This is a genomic window from Bradyrhizobium sp. LTSP885 (assembly GCF_000938305.1).
In the GTDB taxonomy this organism is placed as follows: Bacteria; Pseudomonadota; Alphaproteobacteria; order Rhizobiales; family Xanthobacteraceae; genus Bradyrhizobium.
This window is the reverse complement of sequence record NZ_JYMT01000038.1, coordinates 463965-484063: the sequence shown is the minus strand read 5'-3', so window position 1 is coordinate 484063 and position 20099 is coordinate 463965. Positions and strand designations below refer to the sequence as shown.

Below are 20099 nucleotides of genomic sequence, written 5' to 3'. Positions count from 1 at the left end.
GTCGTGTTTGGTAAGCGTAGCGGAAACGATGTGGACGTGCGGGCCTCCAAGCCCGCATTTCAGGCGCCGGAACCCGCCGGTCAGCCGGCTATTTCGCGCGAGCCCAACGCGCCGACGATATCGTCGCCGCCGCTTGCACCGGCGAAGCCGCCGCCTGCTCCCACCGTCGAAGCCCGGCGCTCCGACAACTACTATCAGGTCAAGGCGACGATCTTCGGAGCCCTGATCGAGGCGATCGACCTCGCCCAGCTCGCCAAGCTGGACAGCGAGTCGGCGCGCGAGGAAATCCGCGACATCGTCAACGAGATCATCGCGATCAAGAACATCGTGATGTCGATCGCCGAGCAGGAGGAACTGCTCGACGACATCTGCAACGACGTCCTTGGTTATGGTCCGCTGGAGCCACTGCTGTCGCGCGACGACATCGCCGACATCATGGTCAACGGTGCCGGCACCGTGTTCATCGAAGTCGCCGGCAAGATCCAGAAGACCGGCATCCGCTTCCGCGACAACCAGCAGCTCCTGAACATCTGCCAGCGCATCGTCAGCCAGGTCGGCCGGCGCGTCGACGAATCCTCGCCGATCTGCGACGCCCGCCTCGCTGACGGCTCGCGCGTCAACGCCATCGTGCCGCCGCTGGCGATCGACGGCCCCGCACTCACCATCCGCAAGTTCAAGAAGGACAAGCTGACGCTGGACCAGCTCGTCAAGTTCGGCGCGATCAGCCCGGAAGGCGCGACCATCCTGCAGATCATCGGCCGCGTCCGCTGCAATGTGCTGATCTCTGGCGGTACCGGCTCGGGAAAAACCACGCTGCTGAACTGCCTTACCAATTATATCGAGCACGACGAGCGTGTCATCACCTGCGAAGACGCCGCCGAACTGCAGCTGCAGCAGCCGCATGTGGTGCGACTGGAAACCCGGCCCCCGAACATCGAGGGCGAAGGCCAGGTCACGATGCGCGAACTGGTCCGCAACTGCCTCCGTATGCGCCCCGAGCGCATCATCGTCGGCGAAGTCCGCGGACCCGAGGCTTTCGACCTGTTGCAGGCGATGAACACCGGCCATGACGGCTCGATGGGCACGTTGCATGCCAACAACCCGCGCGAAGCGCTGTCGCGCTGCGAATCCATGATCACCATGGGCGGCTTTTCGCTTCCTTCGCGAACGATCCGCGAGATGATCTGCGCCTCGATCGACGTGATCGTCCAGGCGGCCCGCCTGCGCGACGGCTCGCGCCGCATCACCCACATCACCGAGGTGATGGGAATGGAAGGCGATACCATCATCACCCAGGACATCTTCCTGTACGACCTGATCGGGGAAGACGCCAACGGCAAGATCATCGGCAAGCACCGCTCGACCGGCATCGGCCGGCCGAAATTCTGGGACCGTGCGCGCTACTATAACGAAGAGAACCGGCTCGCGGCCGCACTCGATGCCGCTGACGCCCCGCCGCCGGACTAAGGGACACGCCCGATGCAAATGCAAACCCTTGCCCTGGCCTTCCTCGCCGCCACCACCGTCGGCGGCCTCGCCTGGGTCTTCCTGTATCCCTACCTCTCCGGGGAGAAGAAGGCCGAGTCGCGTCGCGCGTCGGTGGCACGCACCGAGCCCACGGCCGCGCGAAGCCCCGACCGCACACGGTCCCGCCGCGAGCAGGTCGAGGGATCGCTGAAGGAACTCGAGGCGCGGGCCAAGAAGGACAAGAAGGTCCCGCTCGGCATGCGCATCGCGCAGGCCGGACTGGGATGGTCCGAACAGAAATTCTGGATCATCTCCGGCGTGCTCTGCCTGGTCGGGTCCGGCGGCGCGTTCATCGCCGGCGGCGGCCTGCTCGGTGCGGCCGGCATCGGCTTTGCCATGGGCCTTGGCTTGCCGCGCTGGATGCTCAGTTTCCTGAAGAAGCGACGGGAAAAGGCTTTCCTGAAGGCGCTGCCCGATGCCGTGGACGTCATCGTGCGCGGCATCAAGGCCGGCCTGCCGCTGTTCGAATCCATCAAGGTGGTCGCCAGCGACTCGCCGGAGCCGCTGCGCAGCGAGTTCCTCCAGATTATCGAAACCCAGACCATCGGCATGCCGCTCGGCGAGGCCTGCGCCCGGCTTTACGAACGCATGCCGCTGCCGGAAGCGAACTTTTTCGGCATCGTGATCGCGATCCAGCAGAAATCCGGCGGCAATCTGTCGGAAGCGCTCGGCAACCTGTCCAAGGTGCTGCGCGACCGCAAGAAGATGGCTGAGAAGATCCAGGCCATGTCGATGGAAGCGAAAGCCTCCGCGGGCATCATCGGCTCGCTGCCGCCCGTCGTCATGCTCCTCGTGTTCGTCACGACCCCGGACTACATCGGAGTGCTGTGGACCAATCCGACCGGCCAGCTGATGCTGGTCGCCTGCGCAGTCTGGATGAGCATGGGCGTTCTCGTGATGAAGAAAATGATCAACTTCGATTTCTGACGGTGCAGCATGCTCGATTTCCTCGTCACTAAGCTCCATGACGTCAGGTTCATGACGATGCTGCTTGCCTTCTTTGCGGCAAGCGCGACGGTCTATACGCTGGTGATGCCGCTGCTGGCCGGCGGCGATCTCAACAAGCGTATGAAGGCCGTCGCCAGCGAACGCGAGCGCATCCGGCAGCGCGAACGCGACCGTCTCGCCAAGACGGAGAAGGTCTCGCTGCGCCAGACGCCGAAGCAGGTCGTCTCCAAGGTGGTGGACGACCTCAACCTCACCAAATGGCTCGCCCAGGAATCAGCGCTCGAGAAGCTCGTGATGGCGGGCTATCGCGGCCACGCGCCTTATGTCACCTTCCTGTTCGCGCGCGGCGTTGCACCGATCGTGATGCTGATCGGCGCCATCGTCTATACTTTCTTCATTGCGGGACAGGACTGGTCGATCATGCTCAAGATCGGCATCTGCGTCGCAGCCGCCTATGGCGGCCTGCAGGCGCCGATGCTGTTCCTGAAGAACGCCATCACCAAGCGCCAGCTCTCGATCAAGCGCGCCTTCCCCGACTCGCTCGACCTGCTGCTGATCTGTATCGAGTCCGGCATGTCGGTCGAGGTCGCCTTCCGCAAGGTGGCCAACGAGATCGCCGGGCAGTCGGTGGCGCTGTCGGAGGAGTTCGCGCTGACGACGGCGGAGCTGTCCTACCTGCAGGATCGCAAGACGGCCTATGAGAACCTGGCGCGCCGCACCGGCCTCGAGGGCGTGAAGTCGGTGTGTCTGGCCCTGCAACAATCCGAACGCTACGGCACGCCGCTCGGTCAGAGCTTGCGCGTGATGGCGCAGGAAAACCGCGACATGCGCATGAACGAGGCCGAGAAGAAGGCGGCGGCGCTGCCGCCCAAGCTGACCGTGCCGATGATCCTGTTCTTCCTGCCCTGTCTGTTCATCGTGATCCTCGGACCGTCCTACATCAAATTCAGCGCGATGCATTAGAGCGTTTTCGAACGAAGTGGATACCGGTTCGCGTGAAGAAAACGCGCCAAAACAAGAATCTAGAGCTTCGGTTCTGATTCAATCAGAACCGAAAGTGCTCCAGGCGCGCCCGCGCGTGGAAACGCCCGGCTTGACCGGGCGGTTCGTCGCCGCAAGCGGCGGCGCGTGACCATCGATGACGGGGCTTATTTAGTCGTCCTGCGCGACCACCGGCGCCGACCTTGACGCCATCGGACGACCGTCCTTGCGGTTCAGCATCTCCCGCAGATAGGCGACATTGGCGGCGGCCTCATCCGCCGGCAGATCGGCCTTGACGATGCTTTCAGCTTCGGCGAAGCGGCCCTGCAGGCCGACGACGAGCGCGAGGTTCTGCCTTATCCGCGCGTCGGCCCTGGCGCTGGCATAGGCCCGGCGCAGCGTCTCCTCGGCCTTCGGCAGTTCCTTGGTCAGCATGTAGGAGAGGCCGAGATTGGACAGCACCGACGGTTCGTCCGGGACGAAGCGCAGCGCGCTGGCATAGTAGCGGCGCGCTTCTTCGTGCTTGCCCATCTTGTCGAGGGTGGTTCCCTGCACCGACAGGATGCGCCAGTCCGGATTTTCCGGGGTGTGGGCCCGGCTCAGCACATCGAACGCGGCCTGCGAATTGCCGTTGTCGGCAAGCGCACGGCCGTAGGCGGCGAGCAGCGGCTTGTTACCGGGATTGGCGATGGTGGCCTGCTCCAGCACCGCGCAGGCCTGCGATCGCTGGCCGGTGGCGCGCAAGGCCTGGCCATAGGCGATCGCGGAGTCGACATCCTTGGGATTCTTGCGATAACGATCGCCATAGAGTTCGGCAGCGCGGCGCGGATCATCGGGCGTGGAATCCGTCCGGGAGGCGACCGACTCCGGGGAGGCCACCGACCCGGTGACGTCGGACATGGTCTGGCAACCGCCGAGGCCTGCCGCCAGGATCGCCACAAGGGCCGCGGAAGCGAGATGCCGGGCAGCATGCCGGGCCAGGTTGGACTGTCGACGCATGGCACTTTGACTCACGAAATCGGGCGAATGGACCGAGCCGAACGTGCCAGCAATAGACCGTTAACCCTAACGCCTGGTTAATCGCCGCTCTCGCCGCGCCCCAAGGCGCTGGCAGCAGAGCGTGGGCAACAGGCAGGCGTCGCTTCAACGGGCCATGGCGAGCCGACGCCGGCCCTTGTCGATCCCGCCCGCAAGGCGCATCGACGCGCGCATGCAGGACGCGTGACAGCGCCCATCAGCAATCGCATCCGGCGCTCGGAGAAACGATCGCTTGCCGTTCGAACGGCGCGGGATGCGATCCTGCGATCCGCTATTTGTGATGCTTGCGCAAGTAGGCGTGCAGCGAGTCGGTGTCCGTCTCGGCGAGCAGCGTCTTCAGCATCATGTCCTTGCGGCGGCCGGCCGCGAAATGCTCGCCATAGGTCTTGCGCAACGATCCGACCAGCGTATTGCCGTGCTTCTTGTCGATACGGCCGGTCTTGTCGCGATGCCTGCCGTCGAGATCTTTCTTGGCGATTTTCTTGGCCATTTTCTTGGCCATGTCAGCCCCTCCCCGGATGCAGCAATCCATCAAGCCTACCACAAAGGCCGAAAGGCGTGTAGTAGGCGACGAGCCGATCCCAAGAGTCGATCCCAACAGCCGATCCTATAACCACCGAGATTCCGATGCCGTCCGTCTTCGAGAGCTCAGCCAACGCCATTCCCATCACCTTCGCCAGCAAGGCGACTTGGCATGCGATCCGGGACACGCTGCCGTCGCCGGCACGCCAGTTCGCCGATGCCAACGGCTTTGCGGCCAAGCCCGGCAAATGCCTGACCTTGCCGGCGTCGGACGGCAGCATCGCGCAGGTGCTGTTCGGTCTCGAAGACGAGACGCACAAGGCGCCCGATCCGTTCCGGCCGGGAGCACTGCCCGGCCTGTTGCCGCCGGGCGTCTACCGCTTTGCCAATGCACCGCATGACGTCAGGCTCGCCACGCTCGCCTTCGCGCTCGGCTGCTACCGCTTCGGCCGCTATCGCAAGAACGAGGCGCCCGACGTCCGCCTGGTGCCGCCAGACGCCGTCGACGCCGCCGACATCGCGCGGATGGCTGATGCGGCGGCGCTCGCACGCGACCTCATCAACATGCCGTCCAACGACATGGGCCCGGCGGAATTGGCAGAAGCTGCGCGCGAGCTCGCAACGCGGTTCGGCGCCGACTTCAACTGCATCACCGGTGACGCGCTCGAACAGGGATTTCCCCTGATCCACGCCGTCGGGATGGCCTCGCCGCGGGCGCCGCGGCTGATCGACATCAGTTGGGGCGATCCGGCGCATCCGAAGGTGACGCTGGTCGGCAAGGGCGTCTGCTTCGACACCGGCGGGCTCGACCTCAAGCCGTCAAGCGGCATGCTGATCATGAAGAAGGACATGGGCGGCGCCGCCAACGTGCTGGCGCTGGCGCAGATGGTGATGGACGCAAAGCTGAAGGTGCGGCTGCGCGTGCTGATTCCGGCGGTCGAGAATGCCGTTGCAGGCAACGCATTCCGTCCGCTCGACGTCTTCCGGTCACGCAAGGGCATCACGGTCGAGATCGGCAACACCGACGCCGAGGGACGGCTGGTGCTCGCCGATGCGCTGGCGCTGGCCGACGAGGAGAAGCCCGATCTGCTGGTCGATCTGGGCACCCTGACCGGCGCGGCACGCGTGGCGCTGGGGCCGGATTTACCGCCCTTTTACACCAATGATGAGACCCTCGCCGGTGAAGTGACCGCCCACGCCAAGGGGGAGAACGATCCGTTGTGGCGCATGCCGCTATGGCCGGCCTACGACGCCTGGCTCGACTCCAAGACTGCCGACATCAACAACGCACCGTCAGGAGGTTTTGCCGGCTCGATCATTTGCGCGCTGTTCTTGCAACGCTTCGTCGAGCACGCGACAAGCTGGCTGCATGTCGATATCTATGGCTGGACGCCCTCGGCGAAGCCCGGCCGCCCCGAAGGCGGCGAATGCCAGGCTGCGCGTGCCATCTACAAATTGCTGAGCCAGCGCTATGCATGACCCCCGCCTGACACCGGCCCGCGACGACGTCGCCGCGAAATACCTGGAGGGCAAGGTCAAGGCCGATCGATTTGTCGAAGGCCAGGTGTTCGAGGTCAACGACGCAATCGCCCCGCTTCGCGCCGCTCCGGCCGCCGATGCCGAGCAGATGACGCAGGCGCTGAAGGGCGAGCGCGTGACGATCTATGACCGCAACGGCGAAGGCTGGGCCTGGGGCCAGCTCGTGAGTGACGGCTATGTCGGCTGGCTGCCGGACAGCGCGCTGATGCGGCCCGCGGCAGCCCCGACGCACAAGGTGACCGCGCTCTGGACGTTTGCCTTTGCCGGCCCCTCGATCAAGCTACCGCCGAGCGAGGCCATCCCGATGTCCGCGACAGTGACGTTGGTGCGCGAAGAGGGATCGTTCGCAGTCACACGCGACGGCCACTATCTGCCGCGCCAACATCTCGGCGCCCTCGATTTGATCGCGCCAGACTTCGTGGCCCTCGCCGAGCGGTTCGTCGGCACGCCCTATCTGTGGGGCGGCAAGAGCGCGTTCGGAATCGATTGCTCCGGCCTGGTCCAGATCGCGCTGACCTCAGCCGGCACCGGCTGCCCGCGCGACAGCGACATGCAGCAGGACGGGCTCGGCCGGGAACTGACCGCCGCGGAAGCAAGGCACCTGCAACGCGGCGACCTGATCTTCTGGAAAGGCCACGTCGCGATCGCGCGCGATGCCACCACCATCGTGCACGCCAATGCGCATCACATGGCGACCGCGGTCGAGAACACCCAAGCCGCGATCGCGCGGATCAAGGCGGCCGGAAGTGAAGTCGCGGCGATCAAGCGGCTTTGAGCACTCCCGCCATTCCGGGGCTCGCGAAGCGAGAGCCCGGAATCCATCAAGCCTCACATTCCGCGGATGAATGGATTCCGGGCTCGACGCTTTCGCGTCGCCCCGGAATGACGAGGTGTGATTACGTCGCGACCGCGCCTTCGCCGTCCGTCTCCAGCCGGAACGCCGCGGCGAACAGCGCGCGGGTGTAGTCGCTCTTCGGGTTCTTGAACAGCTCGGAGGCCGGCCCCTCCTCCTCGACCTTGCCGGATTTCATCACAATCAGATGGCTGGCGAGCGAGGCCACCACCCGCAAATCGTGCGAGATGAACATGTAGGTCAGATCGCGCTTGCGCTGCAGGTTGCGCAAGAGGTCGACCATCTGCGCCTGCAGCAGCATGTCGAGCGCCGAGGTCGGCTCGTCCAGCACGACGAAGTTCGGCTCGAGCACGACCGCGCGCGCGATCGAGATGCGCTGGCGCTGGCCGCCGGAGAATTCATGCGGATAGCGGAAACGCCAATCGGGATCGAGGCCAACGTCGTTCAGCGCCTTGATCACCCGCGCCTCGCGTTCCTCGCGCGACAGCTGCGGCTGATGCACCAAGAGCCCCTCGGCGATGATGTCGTCCACCGACATGCGCGGGCTGAGCGAGCCGAACGGATCCTGGAACACGATCTGCATGTCGCGGCGGATCGGCCGCATCTCCTTGAAGCGCAGGCCCTGGATGTCCTTGCCGAGGAACACGATCGGGCCATTGGACGAGATCAGGCGCAGCAGCGCCAGCCCGAGCGTGGTCTTGCCGGAACCGGATTCGCCGACGACGCCGAGCGTCTCGCCCTTGCGTACCGCAAGGCTGACGCCGTCGACCGCCTTGATGTGGCCGACGGTCGAGCGCAGCAGGCCCCGTTTGATCGGGAACCAGACCTTGAGATCATTTGCCGACATCACGATCGGCGCATCCGGCTGCGGCGGCGCCGGATCCGGCTTCGGCTCGGCCGCGAGCAGCGCCTTCGTATAGGCATGTTTCGGCGCGGTGAAGACCTGCTCGACCGGTCCCTGCTCGACGATCTTGCCGGAGTTCATCACGCAGACGGTGTCGGCGATACGGCGGACGATGCCGAGGTCATGGGTGATGAACAGCATGCTCATGCCGAGCCGGGTGCGGATCTCGGCGAGCAGCGTCAGGATCTGCGCCTGCACGGTAACATCGAGCGCGGTGGTCGGCTCGTCTGCAATTAAAAGGTCGGGCTCGTTGGCCAGCGCCATCGCGATCATCACGCGCTGACGCTGGCCGCCGGACAATTGGTGCGGATAGCTCTGCAGCCGGGTTTCCGGCTCGGGGATGCCGACCTGGGTCAACAGCTCCAGCGTCCGCGCCCGCGCCATCGACCCGCTGATGCCATTGTGGAGATTGAGGATCTCCCTGATCTGCGACTCGATGGTGTGGAGCGGATTGAGCGAGGTCATCGGCTCCTGGAAGATGATCGAGATGTCGTTGCCGCGAATCCCGCGCATTTCGCGTTCCGACGATCCCAGGAGATCGCGACCCTTGAAGCGGATCGCCCCGGAAGGATGTGACGCCGTCGGATACGGCAATAGCCGCAGGACCGACAGCGCGCTGACCGATTTACCCGACCCGGATTCGCCGACCAGCGCCGTGCACTCGCCGCGCCTGACGGAAAACGAGATGCCGTCGACCGCGATCGAGCGGCCGAACGCAACCGAGAGGTCGCGGACATCGAGCAGGGGCTGGTTGATGGCATCCATATCGGCGCTCACCGGAACGTCTTGCGCGGATCGAAGGCGTCGCGCGCGGCTTCACCGATGAAGATCAGCAGCGACAGCATGATCGCGACCGAGAAGAAGCCGGTGAAGCCGAGCCACGGCGCCTGCACATTGGCCTTGCCTTGCGACAGCAATTCGCCGAGCGACGGCGAGCCTGGCGGCAGGCCGAAGCCGAGGAAGTCCAGCGCGGTCAGCGTCATCACCGAGGACGACACGATGAACGGCAGGAACGTCATGGTCGCGACCATGGCATTCGGCAGCAGATGGCGGAACATGATCACGGCATTGGAGACGCCGAGCGCACGCGCCGCCTGGATGTATTCGAAATTGCGTCCGCGCAGGAACTCGGCGCGCACCAGGCCGACCAGCGACACCCATGAGAACAGCAGCAGGATGCCGAGCAGGATGAAGAAGCCGGGCGGCAGCACCGCGGAGATGATCAGCAGCAGATAGAGCGAAGGGATCGCGGTCCAGATCTCGATGAAACGCTGGAAGCCGAGATCGATCCAGCCGCCGAAATAGCCCTGCACGCCGCCGGCGGCAATGCCGATGATCGAAGACAGGATGGTCAGCGTCAGGCCGAACAGCACCGAGATACGGAAGCCGTAGATCAGTCGCGCGACGACGTCGCGGCCCTGGTCGTCGGTGCCGAGCCAGTTGTATTCGAGATCGCGGCAGCTCTTCAGGCCTTTTCTCTGCACCACATCCTTGCACTGCGCCTCGGTGAGCAGCCAGGTCGGCTTCGACGGCACCGGCGTCGGCGGATCGAGATTGCGGCTGTCATAATAATACCGGATCGGCGGCCAGATCATGCTGCCGCCCTTGGCGGCGATCTGCTTCTGCAGATAGGGATCGCGATAGTCGGCCGCGGTTTCGAAGTCGCCGCCGAAGGTGGTCTCGGCATAGCTGAACAGCACCGGCCAATAGAGATGGCCGTCATATTTGACGACCAGCGGCTTGTCGTTGGCGATCACATTGGCGAACAGCGACACCACGAACAGCACAAGGAAGATCCAGAACGACCAGTAGCCGCGGCGGTTCGCCTTGAAGTTCTCCCAGCGCCGCTTGTTGAGCGGCGACGGCGCGAAGCTGTGGCGCGTGGCGGGCACCACCTCGCCGAGCGGCGATTGCGTCGAGGTCTCGATCGGCTGGGGCGCGAGCAACGTCATCAGACCTCCCGCGCCTCGAAATCGATCCGCGGATCGATCCACATATAGGCGAGATCGGAGATCAGATTGACCACCAGACCGACCAGCGAAAAGATGAACAGCGTTCCAAACACCACCGGATAGTCGCGGTTCAACACGCTCTCGAAACCGAGCAGGCCGAGGCCGTCGAGCGAGAAGATGGTCTCGATCAGGAGCGATCCGGAGAAGAAGGCGTGGATGAACGCGCCCGGGAAGCCCGCGATCACGATCAGCATGGCATTGCGGAAGATGTGATTGTACAGCACCTGCCGCTCGCTGCAGCCCTTCGCACGTGCCGTCATCACGTATTGCTTGCGGATCTCGTCGAGGAACGAGTTCTTGGTCAAGAGCGTCATGGTGGCAAAGGCGCCGAGCGCCATCGAGATCAGCGGCAGCGTGATATGCCAGAAATAATCGATGATCTTCCAGTACCAGGGGAATTGCGCCCAGCCATCCGACGTCAGGCCGCGCAGCGGGAAGATGTTGAAGAACGAGCCGCCGGCGAACAGGATGATCAGCAGGATCGCGAACAGGAAGCCGGGAATCGCGAAGCCGACGATAACCACCGCCGAGGTCCAGGTGTCGAACCGCGACCCGTCCTGAACCGCCTTGCGGATGCCGAGCGGGATCGAGATCAGATAGGTCAGAAGCGTCATCCAGATGCCGAGCGAGATCGAGACCGGCAGCTTTTCCTTGATGAGCTGGAGCACGCTGACGCTGCGGAAATAGCTGTTGCCGAAATCGAAGCGGGCGAAATTCCACACCATCAGCGCGAAACGCTCCGGTGCCGGCTTGTCGAAGCCGAACTGCACCTCGAGCTTCTTGATGAAATCAGGGTCGAGGCCCTGCGCGCCGCGGTATTTCGAGTTGACCGCACCGGCCGCCGCTCCGCTCTGGCCGCGTTGCGCGGCGAAATCGCCGCCGCCGCCCGAGACACGCGAGGTGCCGCCGGTGTCGGCACCGTTGATCTGGGCAATGACGCGCTCGATCGGACCGCCGGGCGCGAACTGCACGACCACGAAGGAAACGAACAGGATGCCGAGCAGTGTGGGCACCATCAGCAAGATACGCCGGGCGAGATAGGCGCTCATCGGCTACTTCGCCTGCTCGAGCTTGGCGGCCTTGGTCGTGTCATACCACCAGTTCTCCGGCGCTCCGACGCCCTGCGCATATTTCGCCGGTTTCTCCGGATGCGCGAACTGGTCCCAATAAGCGACCCGATGCTTGTCGGAATACCATTGCGGCACCCAATAGCGGCCGGCGCGAAACACGCGGTCAAATGCACGGCATGCGGTCGTCAAATCCTCGCGGTTATTCGCACCGATGATCTTCTCGATCAGGGCATCGATCACGGGACTGGAGATGCCCGCGAGGTTATAGGACCCCTTGGTTTTGGCTGCCTGGGAGGAGAAGAACGGCCGCATGCTGTCACCCGGCGTCGCCGACGAACTGAAGCGCTCCATGGTCATGTCGAAGTCGAAATCCTCCAGGCGGGCGCGGTACTGCACCGCGTCGACCAGGCGGAACGTCGCGTCGATGCCGAGGGTGCCGAGATTCTTGATAAAGGGCGCATGGTGCGGCTGCAGCGAGGGCTCGTCGTTGAGGAGCTCGATGGTGAAGACATCGCCGTTCGGCAGCACCCGCTTGCCGTCCTTGATGACGCAGCCGGCATCGCCGAGAAGCTGGATCGCCTTGCGCAGCATCGCGCGATCCTGGCCTGAGCCGTCCGACACCGGCGGTACGAAGGGCGCACCGAATACCTCGTCCGGCACCTGGCCGCGGAACGGCTCGAGCAGCGCAAGTTCTTCCGGAGTAGGCGGTCCGTTCGCCATCAGGTTCGAATTCTGGAACGGCGAAACGGTGCGCGCATAGGCGCCGTACATGATGGTCTTGTTGGTCCACTCGAAATCGAAAGCATAGATCAGTGCCTCGCGCACGCGCGGATCGCTGAACTTGTCCCGGCGCATGTTGATGAACCAACCCTGCGCACCCGATGGCGTGTCGTCGGGCAGCGTCTCGCGCTTGACGCGGCCGTCCTTCGCCGCCGCAAAGTCGTATCGCGTCGCCCAGATGCGTGCGGTCAGTTCCTCGCGGAACAGATAGTTCTTGCCGGTGAAGCCTTCGAAGGCGACGTCGCGATCACGATAGAATTCGTAGCGCACGGTGTCGAGATTGTAGCTGCCGCGATTGACCGGCAGGTCGGCTGCCCACCAGTCCTTGACGCGGTCGTATTCGATGTAGCGATTGACCTCGTACTTGCCGACCTTGTACGGCCCCGAGCCGAGCGGCGTATCGAGCGTCGACTCCTCAAAAGTCCGGTTCGCGTAATAGGCCTTCGAGAAGATCGGCAAGCTCACGACATAGAGCGGCACGTCGCGCGCGCGGCCGGGCGCGAAGGTCACGACGACGGTCGCGTCATCGGGCGCCTCGGCCTTCACGAAGTCGCGCAACTGCACCATGATGAGCGGATGGCCCTTTTCCTTCAGCGTATTGAGCGAAAAGGCGACATCCTGCGCGGTCAGTTTCGCCCCGTCGTGAAAGCGCGCCTCGGGGCGCGTGGTGAAGCGGTAGGTGAGCTTGTCCGGCGAGATCTGCACCGACTTTGCGGCAAAGCCGTACATCGCGTCGGGCTCGTCATTGGCGCGCGACATCAGCGTCGCGAAGGTCATGTCCATGCCCTGCGCGCCTTCGCCCTTCAGGATGTAGGCATTGAGCGAATTGAAGGTGAAGTAGGACTGGTTGTAGGCGCGCACCGAGGGGATCAGCGAGAAGAACCCGCCCTTCGGCGCTTTCGGATTGACGTAGTCGAATTGGCGGAAATCCGCCGGATATTTCAGGTCGCCGAACACCGACATGCCATGCATCTCGGTCCCGTTGTCGGCCGCTGCCGGCGTGGCACGAAATCCTGCAGCGCTCAACGCACCGACGCCAAGACCGAGTGCGTGCCGACGGGTGAGTAGCGCCATGCGCAATTCCTTCTACGAGCCCTTGAGCTTGGCTGCCTTGTCGGCGTCGTACCACCAGAGATTTGGGAACCCCGAAACGCCGTATTTCGGCAACGGGTCGGGATGGCTGAAGCGATCCCAGCGCACGTAACGCTGCTGATCGTAGTTGAAGTGGGGAACACAGTAGAAGTTCCAGAGCAGCACACGGTCCAGCGCCTTGCTGGCAGCCACCTGCTCGGCGCGGCTCTTGGCGAAGACGATGTGCTCGATGATGGCATCGACGGCGGGATTCTTGATGCCTCCGAGATTGCGGGAGCCAGGCCGATCGGCGGCCTGCGAGCCGAAAAAATCGCGCTCTTCATTGCCGGGCGAGATCGACTGTGGCCACACCGTTGTCGTCAGTTCGAAATCAAAATCGCGCAAACGGTTTTGAAGTTGCACAATGTCGACCGGCCGCAAATTGACGGTGATGCCGAGGCGCTCGAGACTCGGCTTGTAGAACAAGGCAATTCGCTCCATGCCTGGATCGGCGCTGGCGCCGAGGATCTCGACGGTGAAAGGCTGCCCGGACGAGTCGACCAACTTGCGGTCTCGAATTTCAAAGCCGGCCTCCTTCAGAAGCCGCGTTGCCTCGCGCAGATTGCTGCGCACGGCTTCCGGATCGCCGCCGACCGGATCCTTGTACGGCGCGGTGAAGACATCGGGCGGCACCTTGTCGCGCACCGTCTCGAGAATCTGCAGCTCCAGTCCTTCGGGCAGACCGGACGCCATCAGATCGGGGATGCCGTCGAAATAGCTGGAGTCGCGATGATACACGCCGGAAGAAAGCACACGGTTCATCTCTTCGAAATCGAACGCGTAGTTGAAGGCGCGGCGCAGCCTTGCATCCGCGAACTTCGGACGCCTCAGGTTGAACACCCAGCCCTGCATCCGTCCCTGATTGCGGACCGGGAACAGCTCCTTGATCAGCCGCCCGTCACGCACCGCCGGAACGTCGTAGGCCACGGACCATTCCTTGGCGCTGCGCTCGCTATACCAGTCGAACTGGTCGGCCTTCAGCGCTTCGCGTCCGACGGTGTCGTCGCGGAAAAACTCGTAGCGCAGCTCGTCGAAATTGTTCTGGCCGACCGCATTGGGGTTATCCTTGCCCCAGTAATCCTTCACCCGCTCCAGCACCAGCGAGCGTCCGGCGGCGAACTCCTTGATCCGGTAGGGTCCCGACCCGAGCGGCGGCTCGAGCGTGGTCGCCGTGATGTCGCGCTTGTTGCCCTGCGCATCGGTCCCTTCCCACCAGTGCTTGGGCAGCACCACCAGCTGGCCGGTGATCATCGGCAATTCGCGATTGCCCGGACTATCGAAGGTGAACTTGATGTCGCGCTCGCTAATCTGCTCGGCCTTCTCGATGTGCCGATAGTAGCTGCTGAACATCGGGCTGTTGGTCTTCAGCGCGCCGAACGAGAACACCACATCTTCAGGCGTGATGGGCTTGCCGTCATGCCAGCGCGCGCCCGCGCGCAGGCGGTAGATCACATAGGAGAAATCGTCGGGAAACGCCGCGGCCTCGGCAAGGGTGCCGTAATATGTATCGGGCTCGTCGGACGACGCATCCATCAGCGAGTCGTAGATTCGGCCGACGCCCGACGCGACCGTTCCCTTGAACCCCGCGACCACCATGTTGAAGCTGTCGTAGGTGCCGAGTTCGAACAGCCGCGCGACGCCGCCCTTCGGGGCGTCCGGATTGACGTAGTCGTAACGCTTGAAGTCGGCAGGGTATTTGATCTCGCCGAAGGTGGAGACGCCGTGTCGCCATTTCAGCCCGTTTGGGGCCTCATCTGCGAATGCCGGCGTGATCGCCGACATGCCGGGGTTCAATCCAAGCACTGGCGCCATTGCGGCGAGAGCGCTGCCTTGAAGAAGATGTCGTCGGGTGATCGCCAAATTCGGTTTCCTGCTCGCGGCCCCCGGTTACATGGGACCCAATATAAGGCAACGGTTCGACAAGTTACGTTGCTTTTTCCTCATGATATTAGCCCGGGACCGATCCCGGTGCGGCGAAACGTCCCGATAACAACCGCGCGATATCAGGTCCCCATGTGAAAACGGCCAGGCATTGCCTGGCCGTCTCGTCCGCGTGTGCTCGAAAGAGCAAATTATTACTTCGAAGCCGTCGGTATCGGTTCGGGATGCTCCGAATTCGAATTCAGGAAGGCGATGATGTCGGCGCGCTCGCTGTCCTTCGGAACGCCGGCGAAGCCCATCGCGGTGCCCGGGACGAACGCCTTCGGGTTGGTCAGGAACTTGCTCAGGTCGTCAAACGTCCATTCACCGCCCTTGGCCTTCATGGCAGCCGAGAAATTGAAACCGCCACGGCCCTCGCCCTTCTTCTCGCCGACAATGCCGTAGAGATTCGGACCGACGCGGTTGGGGCCGCCCTTCTCGAACGTGTGGCAGGCCTGGCACTTCTTGGCCGCGCCAGCGCCCTTTTCGGCGGTGGCGGTCTGCAGCAGCTTCTCAATCGGCTCGGACGGTGCCGCCGCGGCCTCGCCGCCGCCGGCGGGAACCGCTTCCTTCACCGCGATCTCGAACCCCGGCTTCTCCGGCATCTTCGCCGAGAACACCGCACCCGCGGTAAAGCTCGTCACCAGGACGACAATGCAAGTGCCAAGGATCGCACCGAGAATCTTGTTGAGTTCGAAGGAGTCCATTTTCGGTCAGGCTCCGGGCCTTGAATGTCGACTTCAGGCCGGGAAACGGCCGTGGGAAAGACTCAGGAATCAGCCTTATCGCACCGCCCCCCAAGCAGGTTTGAGATATCGGTTTGCCCGCGCTCTGGCAACCCGTATAAACGCGCCGAATTCCACCCCCTCCCCATCAATTTCCGCCGGCCGGACGGGCCCCCGACACGATGACCGACCCCCGTACATTGGTGCTGATTCCCGCCCGCATGGCGGCCACGCGGCTGCCCGGCAAGCCGCTGCTTGATATCGCCGGCCTGCCGATGATCGTCCATGTGCTGCGGCGGGCCGAGGCAGCCGGGATCGGCCGGGTCGCGGTGGCCACCGACACGGCGGAGATCGCTTCGGCTGTCACGGCGCACGGCGGCGAGGCGGTGATGACCCGCGCCGACCATCCCTCCGGCTCGGACCGGATCCATGAGGCGATGACGATCCTGGATCCGGACGGCAAGGCCGAGATCGTGGTCAATCTGCAGGGCGATTTCCCGACGATCACCCCCGAGACCATCCGCAGCGTGATGCCGCCGCTGGCCGACCCCGCCGTCGATATTTCGACGCTGGCCTCGCAAATCCATACCGAGGAGGAGGACCACGCGCCGAGCGTTGTGAAGGCGGTCGGCTCGCCAATCGGGCCGAACCGGCTGCGCGCGCTCTATTTCACCCGCGCCACCGCGCCCCATGGCGACGGACCGCGTTACCATCACATCGGCCTTTACGCCTACCGCCGCGCCGCGCTGGAGCGGTTCGTGACACTCCCGCCTTCGCCGCTGGAGCTTCAGGAGAAGCTCGAACAGCTCCGCGCGCTGGAGGCCGGGATGCGGATCGACATCACCATCGTCGACACCGTGCCGCGCGGCGTCGATACCCCGGCCGATCTCGAAACCGCCCGGCGGATCCTTTCCAAAGCCTGATCCGGTGCTAAAAGGCGCCGCAGGAAAGAAATCATGACCAAGAAGCTGAAAATCGCGTTCCAAGGCGAGCCTGGCGCCAATTCCCATATCGCCATCGCCGAGGCCTATCCCGAGGCCGAGCCGATGCCTTGCCCGACCTTCGAGGACGCGCTGGCCGCGATCTCCTCGGGCGAGGCCGACCTCGGCATGATCCCGATCGAGAACTCGGTCGCCGGCCGCGTCGCCGACATCCATCATCTGCTGCCGGGATCCGGCCTGTTCATCGTCGGCGAATATTTCCTGCCGATCCGACATCAGCTGATGGCGATCAGGGGCACCAAGCTCGCGGAGATCAAGAGCGTCGAGAGCCACGTCCACGCGCTCGGCCAATGCCGCCGCGTGATCCGCAAGCTCGGCGTCAGGCCGATCGTCGCCGCCGACACGGCCGGCAGCGCCCGCGACATCTCCGAACGCAAGGACAAGAGCGTCGCCGCGATCGCCTCGCGCCTCGCCGCCGAGATCTACGGGCTCGAGATCCTGGCCGAAGATATCGAGGACGAGGCCCACAACACCACCCGCTTCGTGGTGCTGGCGCGCGAGGCCAACTGGGCCAAGCCCGGCTCGGGGCCGCTGGTCACCACTTTTGTCTTCCGGGTGCGCAATTTGCCCGCCGCGCTCTACAAGGCACTGGGTGGTTTCGCCACCAACGGCGTCAACATGACCAAGCTGGAAAGCTACATGGTCGATGGTGAATTCTCCGCCACGCAATTCTATGCCGACGTCGACGGCCACCCTGATGACCGCGGGCTCGCCTTTGCGCTGGAGGAATTGAAATTCTTCTCGCGCGAATTCCGCATCGTCGGCGTCTATCCCGGCCACCCTTTCCGCGCCACCTTCAGCGAAACGCGGGAGTGACGGGACCTACGCCGCCACCTTCTTGCCGAGCCCGAACGCCTCAGCGAGCAGGCTATACGACTTCTTCCGCGCGTCATGGTCGTAGACCGCGGTGACCACCATCAACTCATCCGCCTGGGCCGCCGCGATCAGCGGCTGCAGTTTTGCCATCACGGTCGAAGGGCTGCCGACGAAGAGCCGCGCGCGGTTGCGTGCGATCGAGGCGCGCTCGGCATCGGTGTAGGGATAGGCCTGCGCCTCCTCGACGCTGGGCAGCGGCAGGTATTCGCCGCGATCGCGGCGCAGGCGGTTGAGGTCCATCGAGAGCGCGAGCTTGTCGGCCTCGGCGTCGGTCTCGGCTGCGACAACGGCGACCCCGAGGATCGCCTGCGGCTCGGCGCGCCAGCCCGACGGCTTGAAATGCGTGCGATAATTCGTCATCGCCGCGATCGCGTCATGGGTGGCGAAATGGTGCGCGAACGCAAAGCCCATCCCGACCTGCGCTGCGAGCTCGGCGGAGTAATCGCTCGAGCCGAGCAGCCAGATCGGCGGCAGCGGCGAGTCGTCCGGCATCGCCACCACCTTGTTGTAGGGGTGGCCAGCCGGGAAATCGCGCGTCTCCCACAGGATCAACTCATGCAACCGCTCGAGGAAATCGTCGCCCTCGCGGCGGTCGAGCCGGCTGCGCAGCGCGTAAGCCGTGGCGCCGTCGGTGCCGGGCGCGCGGCCGAGGCCGAGATCGATGCGGCCGGGAAACAGCGCCTCCAGCATCTTGAAGCGCTCGGCGACCACCAAGGGGGCATGGTTGGGCAGCATTACACCACCCGAGCCGACCCGGATGTTCTGCGTCACCGCCGCGATCTGCCCGATCATCAGGTCGGGCGCGGGGCTCGCGACGGACGCGAGGTTGTGATGCTCGGCAAGCCAGTACCTGACATAGCGGAGGCCGTCGACATGGCGCGCCAGGTCGATGCTGTTGCGCAGCGCAGCGGCAGGCTTGGTGCCTGTGGTGACGACCGATAGGTCGAGAACGGACAATGGAATCATGGCGCTCAACCTAGTGTGGCCCTTTGAGCCGACAAAGGCCCGGGACGCGCAGATCAGGTCCGCGCCGACCATGAGTACCGATCATCGACATGCCATGGGATGATTTACGACAACTCTCTGACATGCCATCTCTGCCCACATGCGATTTTCATCGAAACAATAACTCAGTAAACACATTTATTCTATATTTTTCAATACATTGTAGCTTAACTTCCCAACCCGAAACTCTTGCCCACAAATCATTATACATAGCCAAAATGCACCAGATAAATAGCCATAGTGGGCAATTTCCCATATTCGATGGGCTGTTTGATCCGACCCGTTTCGCCTATCTTAGCCCCTCCATACCCGGCCTGACGTCTGCCCACCTGTTGCGGAGCCATTGCGTATCATGACCGAGACCGTTTCTCCCGTATCGAACGGGCACCGCGCGCCGAGGACCCCAAAGATCTCCTTCGAATTCTTCCCGCCGAAGACCGAGGAGATGGAGCGCAATCTCTGGGAGACCATCAACCGCCTGGCGCCGCTGACCCCGAATTTCGTATCCGTGACCTATGGCGCCGGGGGCTCGACCCGCGAGCGCACCCATTCGACCATCACCCGTATCCTGCGCGAGACCGACCTGCTGCCGGCCGCACACCTGACCTGCGTCGGCGCCGCGCGCGGCGAGATCGACGAGATCGTCGACCGCTACCATGAGGTCGGCGTCCGCCACATCGTGGCGTTGCGCGGCGATCCGCCCGGCGGCATCGGCACGGCCTATGCGACGCATCCCGACGGCTATCAGAACTCGGCCGAGCTCGTCGCCGGAATCAGGAAGCGTCATTCCGATATCGAGGTCTCGGTCTCCGCCTATCCCGAGAAGCATCCGGAAGCCGCCGACTTCGACATCGACATCGACTTGCTCAAGGCCAAGGTCGACGCCGGCGCGACGCGCGCGATCACCCAGGTGTTCTTCGACAACGACCTCTACTACCGCTACCTCGATCGGGTGCGGGCGCGCGGCATCGAGATCCCGATCGTGCCGGGCATCATGCCGATGCACAATTTCAAACAGGCCCGCAATTTCGTCACCCGCGCCGGCACCAGCGTGCCGGATTGGCTCGCCGAGAAATTCGACGGCCTCGATAACGATGCCGAGACCCGCAAGCTGGTTGCAGCGACGGTTGCCGCCGGTCAGGTGCAGAAACTGTTCAAGCGCGGCGTCGACACTTTTCACTTCTACACAATGAACCGCGCGGACCTGGTGTTCGCGATCAGCCATTTGCTCGGCATCCGTCCGAATGGCGCCCAGAAGGCCGCCTGA

17 protein-coding genes are annotated in these 20099 nt (G+C 63.9%); 8 read left to right on the top strand and 9 right to left on the bottom strand.

Going from position 1 to position 20099, the window contains the following annotated elements:
* Positions 1-3 precede the first annotated feature (3 nt).
* From UP09_RS25995 to UP09_RS25985, 3 genes are read left to right on the top strand one after another with little or no spacing between them, the layout of a single operon-like run.
* The gene (locus UP09_RS25995; RefSeq protein ID WP_044541115.1) at positions 4-1467 is read left to right on the top strand and encodes a TadA family conjugal transfer-associated ATPase; all 1464 of its coding nucleotides are present in this window, start codon (positions 4-6) and stop codon (positions 1465-1467) included.
* A gap of 12 nt (positions 1468-1479) precedes the next feature.
* Complete coding sequence (locus tag UP09_RS25990; protein ID WP_044541114.1) at positions 1480-2454, top strand: type II secretion system F family protein; 975 nt, start codon at positions 1480-1482, stop codon at positions 2452-2454.
* Positions 2455-2463: 9 nt separating this feature from the next.
* Complete coding sequence (locus UP09_RS25985; RefSeq protein WP_044541113.1) at positions 2464-3438, top strand: type II secretion system F family protein; 975 nt, start codon at positions 2464-2466, stop codon at positions 3436-3438.
* Between the two features lie 189 nt (positions 3439-3627).
* On the opposite strand, the gene UP09_RS25980 is transcribed toward UP09_RS25985, so the two are convergent.
* Together UP09_RS25980 and UP09_RS25975 are read right to left on the bottom strand one after the other, a co-directional pair.
* The gene (locus tag UP09_RS25980) at positions 3628-4455 is read right to left on the bottom strand and encodes a tetratricopeptide repeat protein (RefSeq protein WP_044541112.1); all 828 of its coding nucleotides are present in this window, start codon (positions 4453-4455) and stop codon (positions 3628-3630) included.
* A gap of 310 nt (positions 4456-4765) precedes the next feature.
* Entirely contained in the window at positions 4766-4996 is a 231-nt protein-coding gene (locus UP09_RS25975) for a hypothetical protein (protein WP_502689077.1), read from the bottom strand.
* A gap of 125 nt (positions 4997-5121) precedes the next feature.
* Here UP09_RS25975 and UP09_RS25970 point away from each other — a divergent pair, with 125 nt between their 5' ends.
* Positions 5122-6495: a leucyl aminopeptidase family protein gene (locus tag UP09_RS25970; RefSeq protein ID WP_044541111.1), complete on the top strand. Its 1374-nt coding sequence runs from the start codon at positions 5122-5124 to the stop codon at positions 6493-6495.
* Positions 6488-7330, top strand: a complete 843-nt coding sequence (locus UP09_RS25965; RefSeq protein WP_044541110.1) for a C40 family peptidase — start codon at positions 6488-6490, stop codon at positions 7328-7330. Before UP09_RS25970 ends, UP09_RS25965 begins: the two co-directional genes overlap by 8 nt.
* Before the next feature lie 121 nt (positions 7331-7451).
* Here the strand turns inward: UP09_RS25965 and UP09_RS25960 are convergent, their stop codons facing one another.
* The 6 genes from UP09_RS25960 to UP09_RS25935 form a co-directional block, all read right to left on the bottom strand.
* Positions 7452-9077 carry an ABC transporter ATP-binding protein gene (locus UP09_RS25960; RefSeq protein ID WP_044541109.1) on the bottom strand — a complete coding sequence of 542 codons (1626 nt, stop codon included), beginning with the start codon at positions 9075-9077 and terminating at the stop codon, positions 7452-7454.
* Positions 9078-9085: 8 nt separating this feature from the next.
* The gene (locus UP09_RS25955) at positions 9086-10264 is read right to left on the bottom strand and encodes an ABC transporter permease (RefSeq protein WP_044541108.1); all 1179 of its coding nucleotides are present in this window, start codon (positions 10262-10264) and stop codon (positions 9086-9088) included.
* Positions 10264-11373, bottom strand: coding sequence for a microcin C ABC transporter permease YejB (locus UP09_RS25950; RefSeq protein WP_044541107.1), 1110 nt, complete (start codon positions 11371-11373; stop codon positions 10264-10266). Before UP09_RS25950 ends, UP09_RS25955 begins: the two co-directional genes overlap by 1 nt.
* Positions 11374-11376: 3 nt before the next feature.
* A complete protein-coding gene (locus UP09_RS25945) occupies positions 11377-13248 on the bottom strand; it encodes an extracellular solute-binding protein (protein ID WP_044541106.1) in 1872 nt (623 codons plus the stop codon).
* Between the two features lie 12 nt (positions 13249-13260).
* Positions 13261-15117: an extracellular solute-binding protein gene (locus UP09_RS25940; RefSeq protein ID WP_044541105.1), complete on the bottom strand. Its 1857-nt coding sequence runs from the start codon at positions 15115-15117 to the stop codon at positions 13261-13263.
* A 263-nt stretch (positions 15118-15380) separates the two neighbouring features.
* Positions 15381-15932, bottom strand: coding sequence for a c-type cytochrome (locus UP09_RS25935; protein WP_044541104.1), 552 nt, complete (start codon positions 15930-15932; stop codon positions 15381-15383).
* A 200-nt stretch (positions 15933-16132) separates the two neighbouring features.
* Here UP09_RS25935 and UP09_RS25930 point away from each other — a divergent pair, with 200 nt between their 5' ends.
* Together UP09_RS25930 and UP09_RS25925 are read left to right on the top strand one after the other, a co-directional pair.
* On the top strand, positions 16133-16873 hold the full coding sequence (locus UP09_RS25930; protein WP_044541103.1) for a 3-deoxy-manno-octulosonate cytidylyltransferase: 741 nt from the start codon (positions 16133-16135) through the stop codon (positions 16871-16873).
* 33 nt (positions 16874-16906) lie between these two features.
* A complete protein-coding gene (locus tag UP09_RS25925) occupies positions 16907-17767 on the top strand; it encodes a prephenate dehydratase (RefSeq protein ID WP_044541102.1) in 861 nt (286 codons plus the stop codon).
* A gap of 6 nt (positions 17768-17773) precedes the next feature.
* Here the strand turns inward: UP09_RS25925 and UP09_RS25920 are convergent, their stop codons facing one another.
* The gene (locus UP09_RS25920; protein WP_044541240.1) at positions 17774-18793 is read right to left on the bottom strand and encodes an LLM class flavin-dependent oxidoreductase; all 1020 of its coding nucleotides are present in this window, start codon (positions 18791-18793) and stop codon (positions 17774-17776) included.
* Positions 18794-19184: 391 nt separating this feature from the next.
* On the opposite strand from UP09_RS25920, the gene metF reads away from it, so the two are divergent.
* A complete protein-coding gene (metF, locus tag UP09_RS25915) occupies positions 19185-20099 on the top strand; it encodes a methylenetetrahydrofolate reductase [NAD(P)H] (protein ID WP_044541101.1) in 915 nt (304 codons plus the stop codon).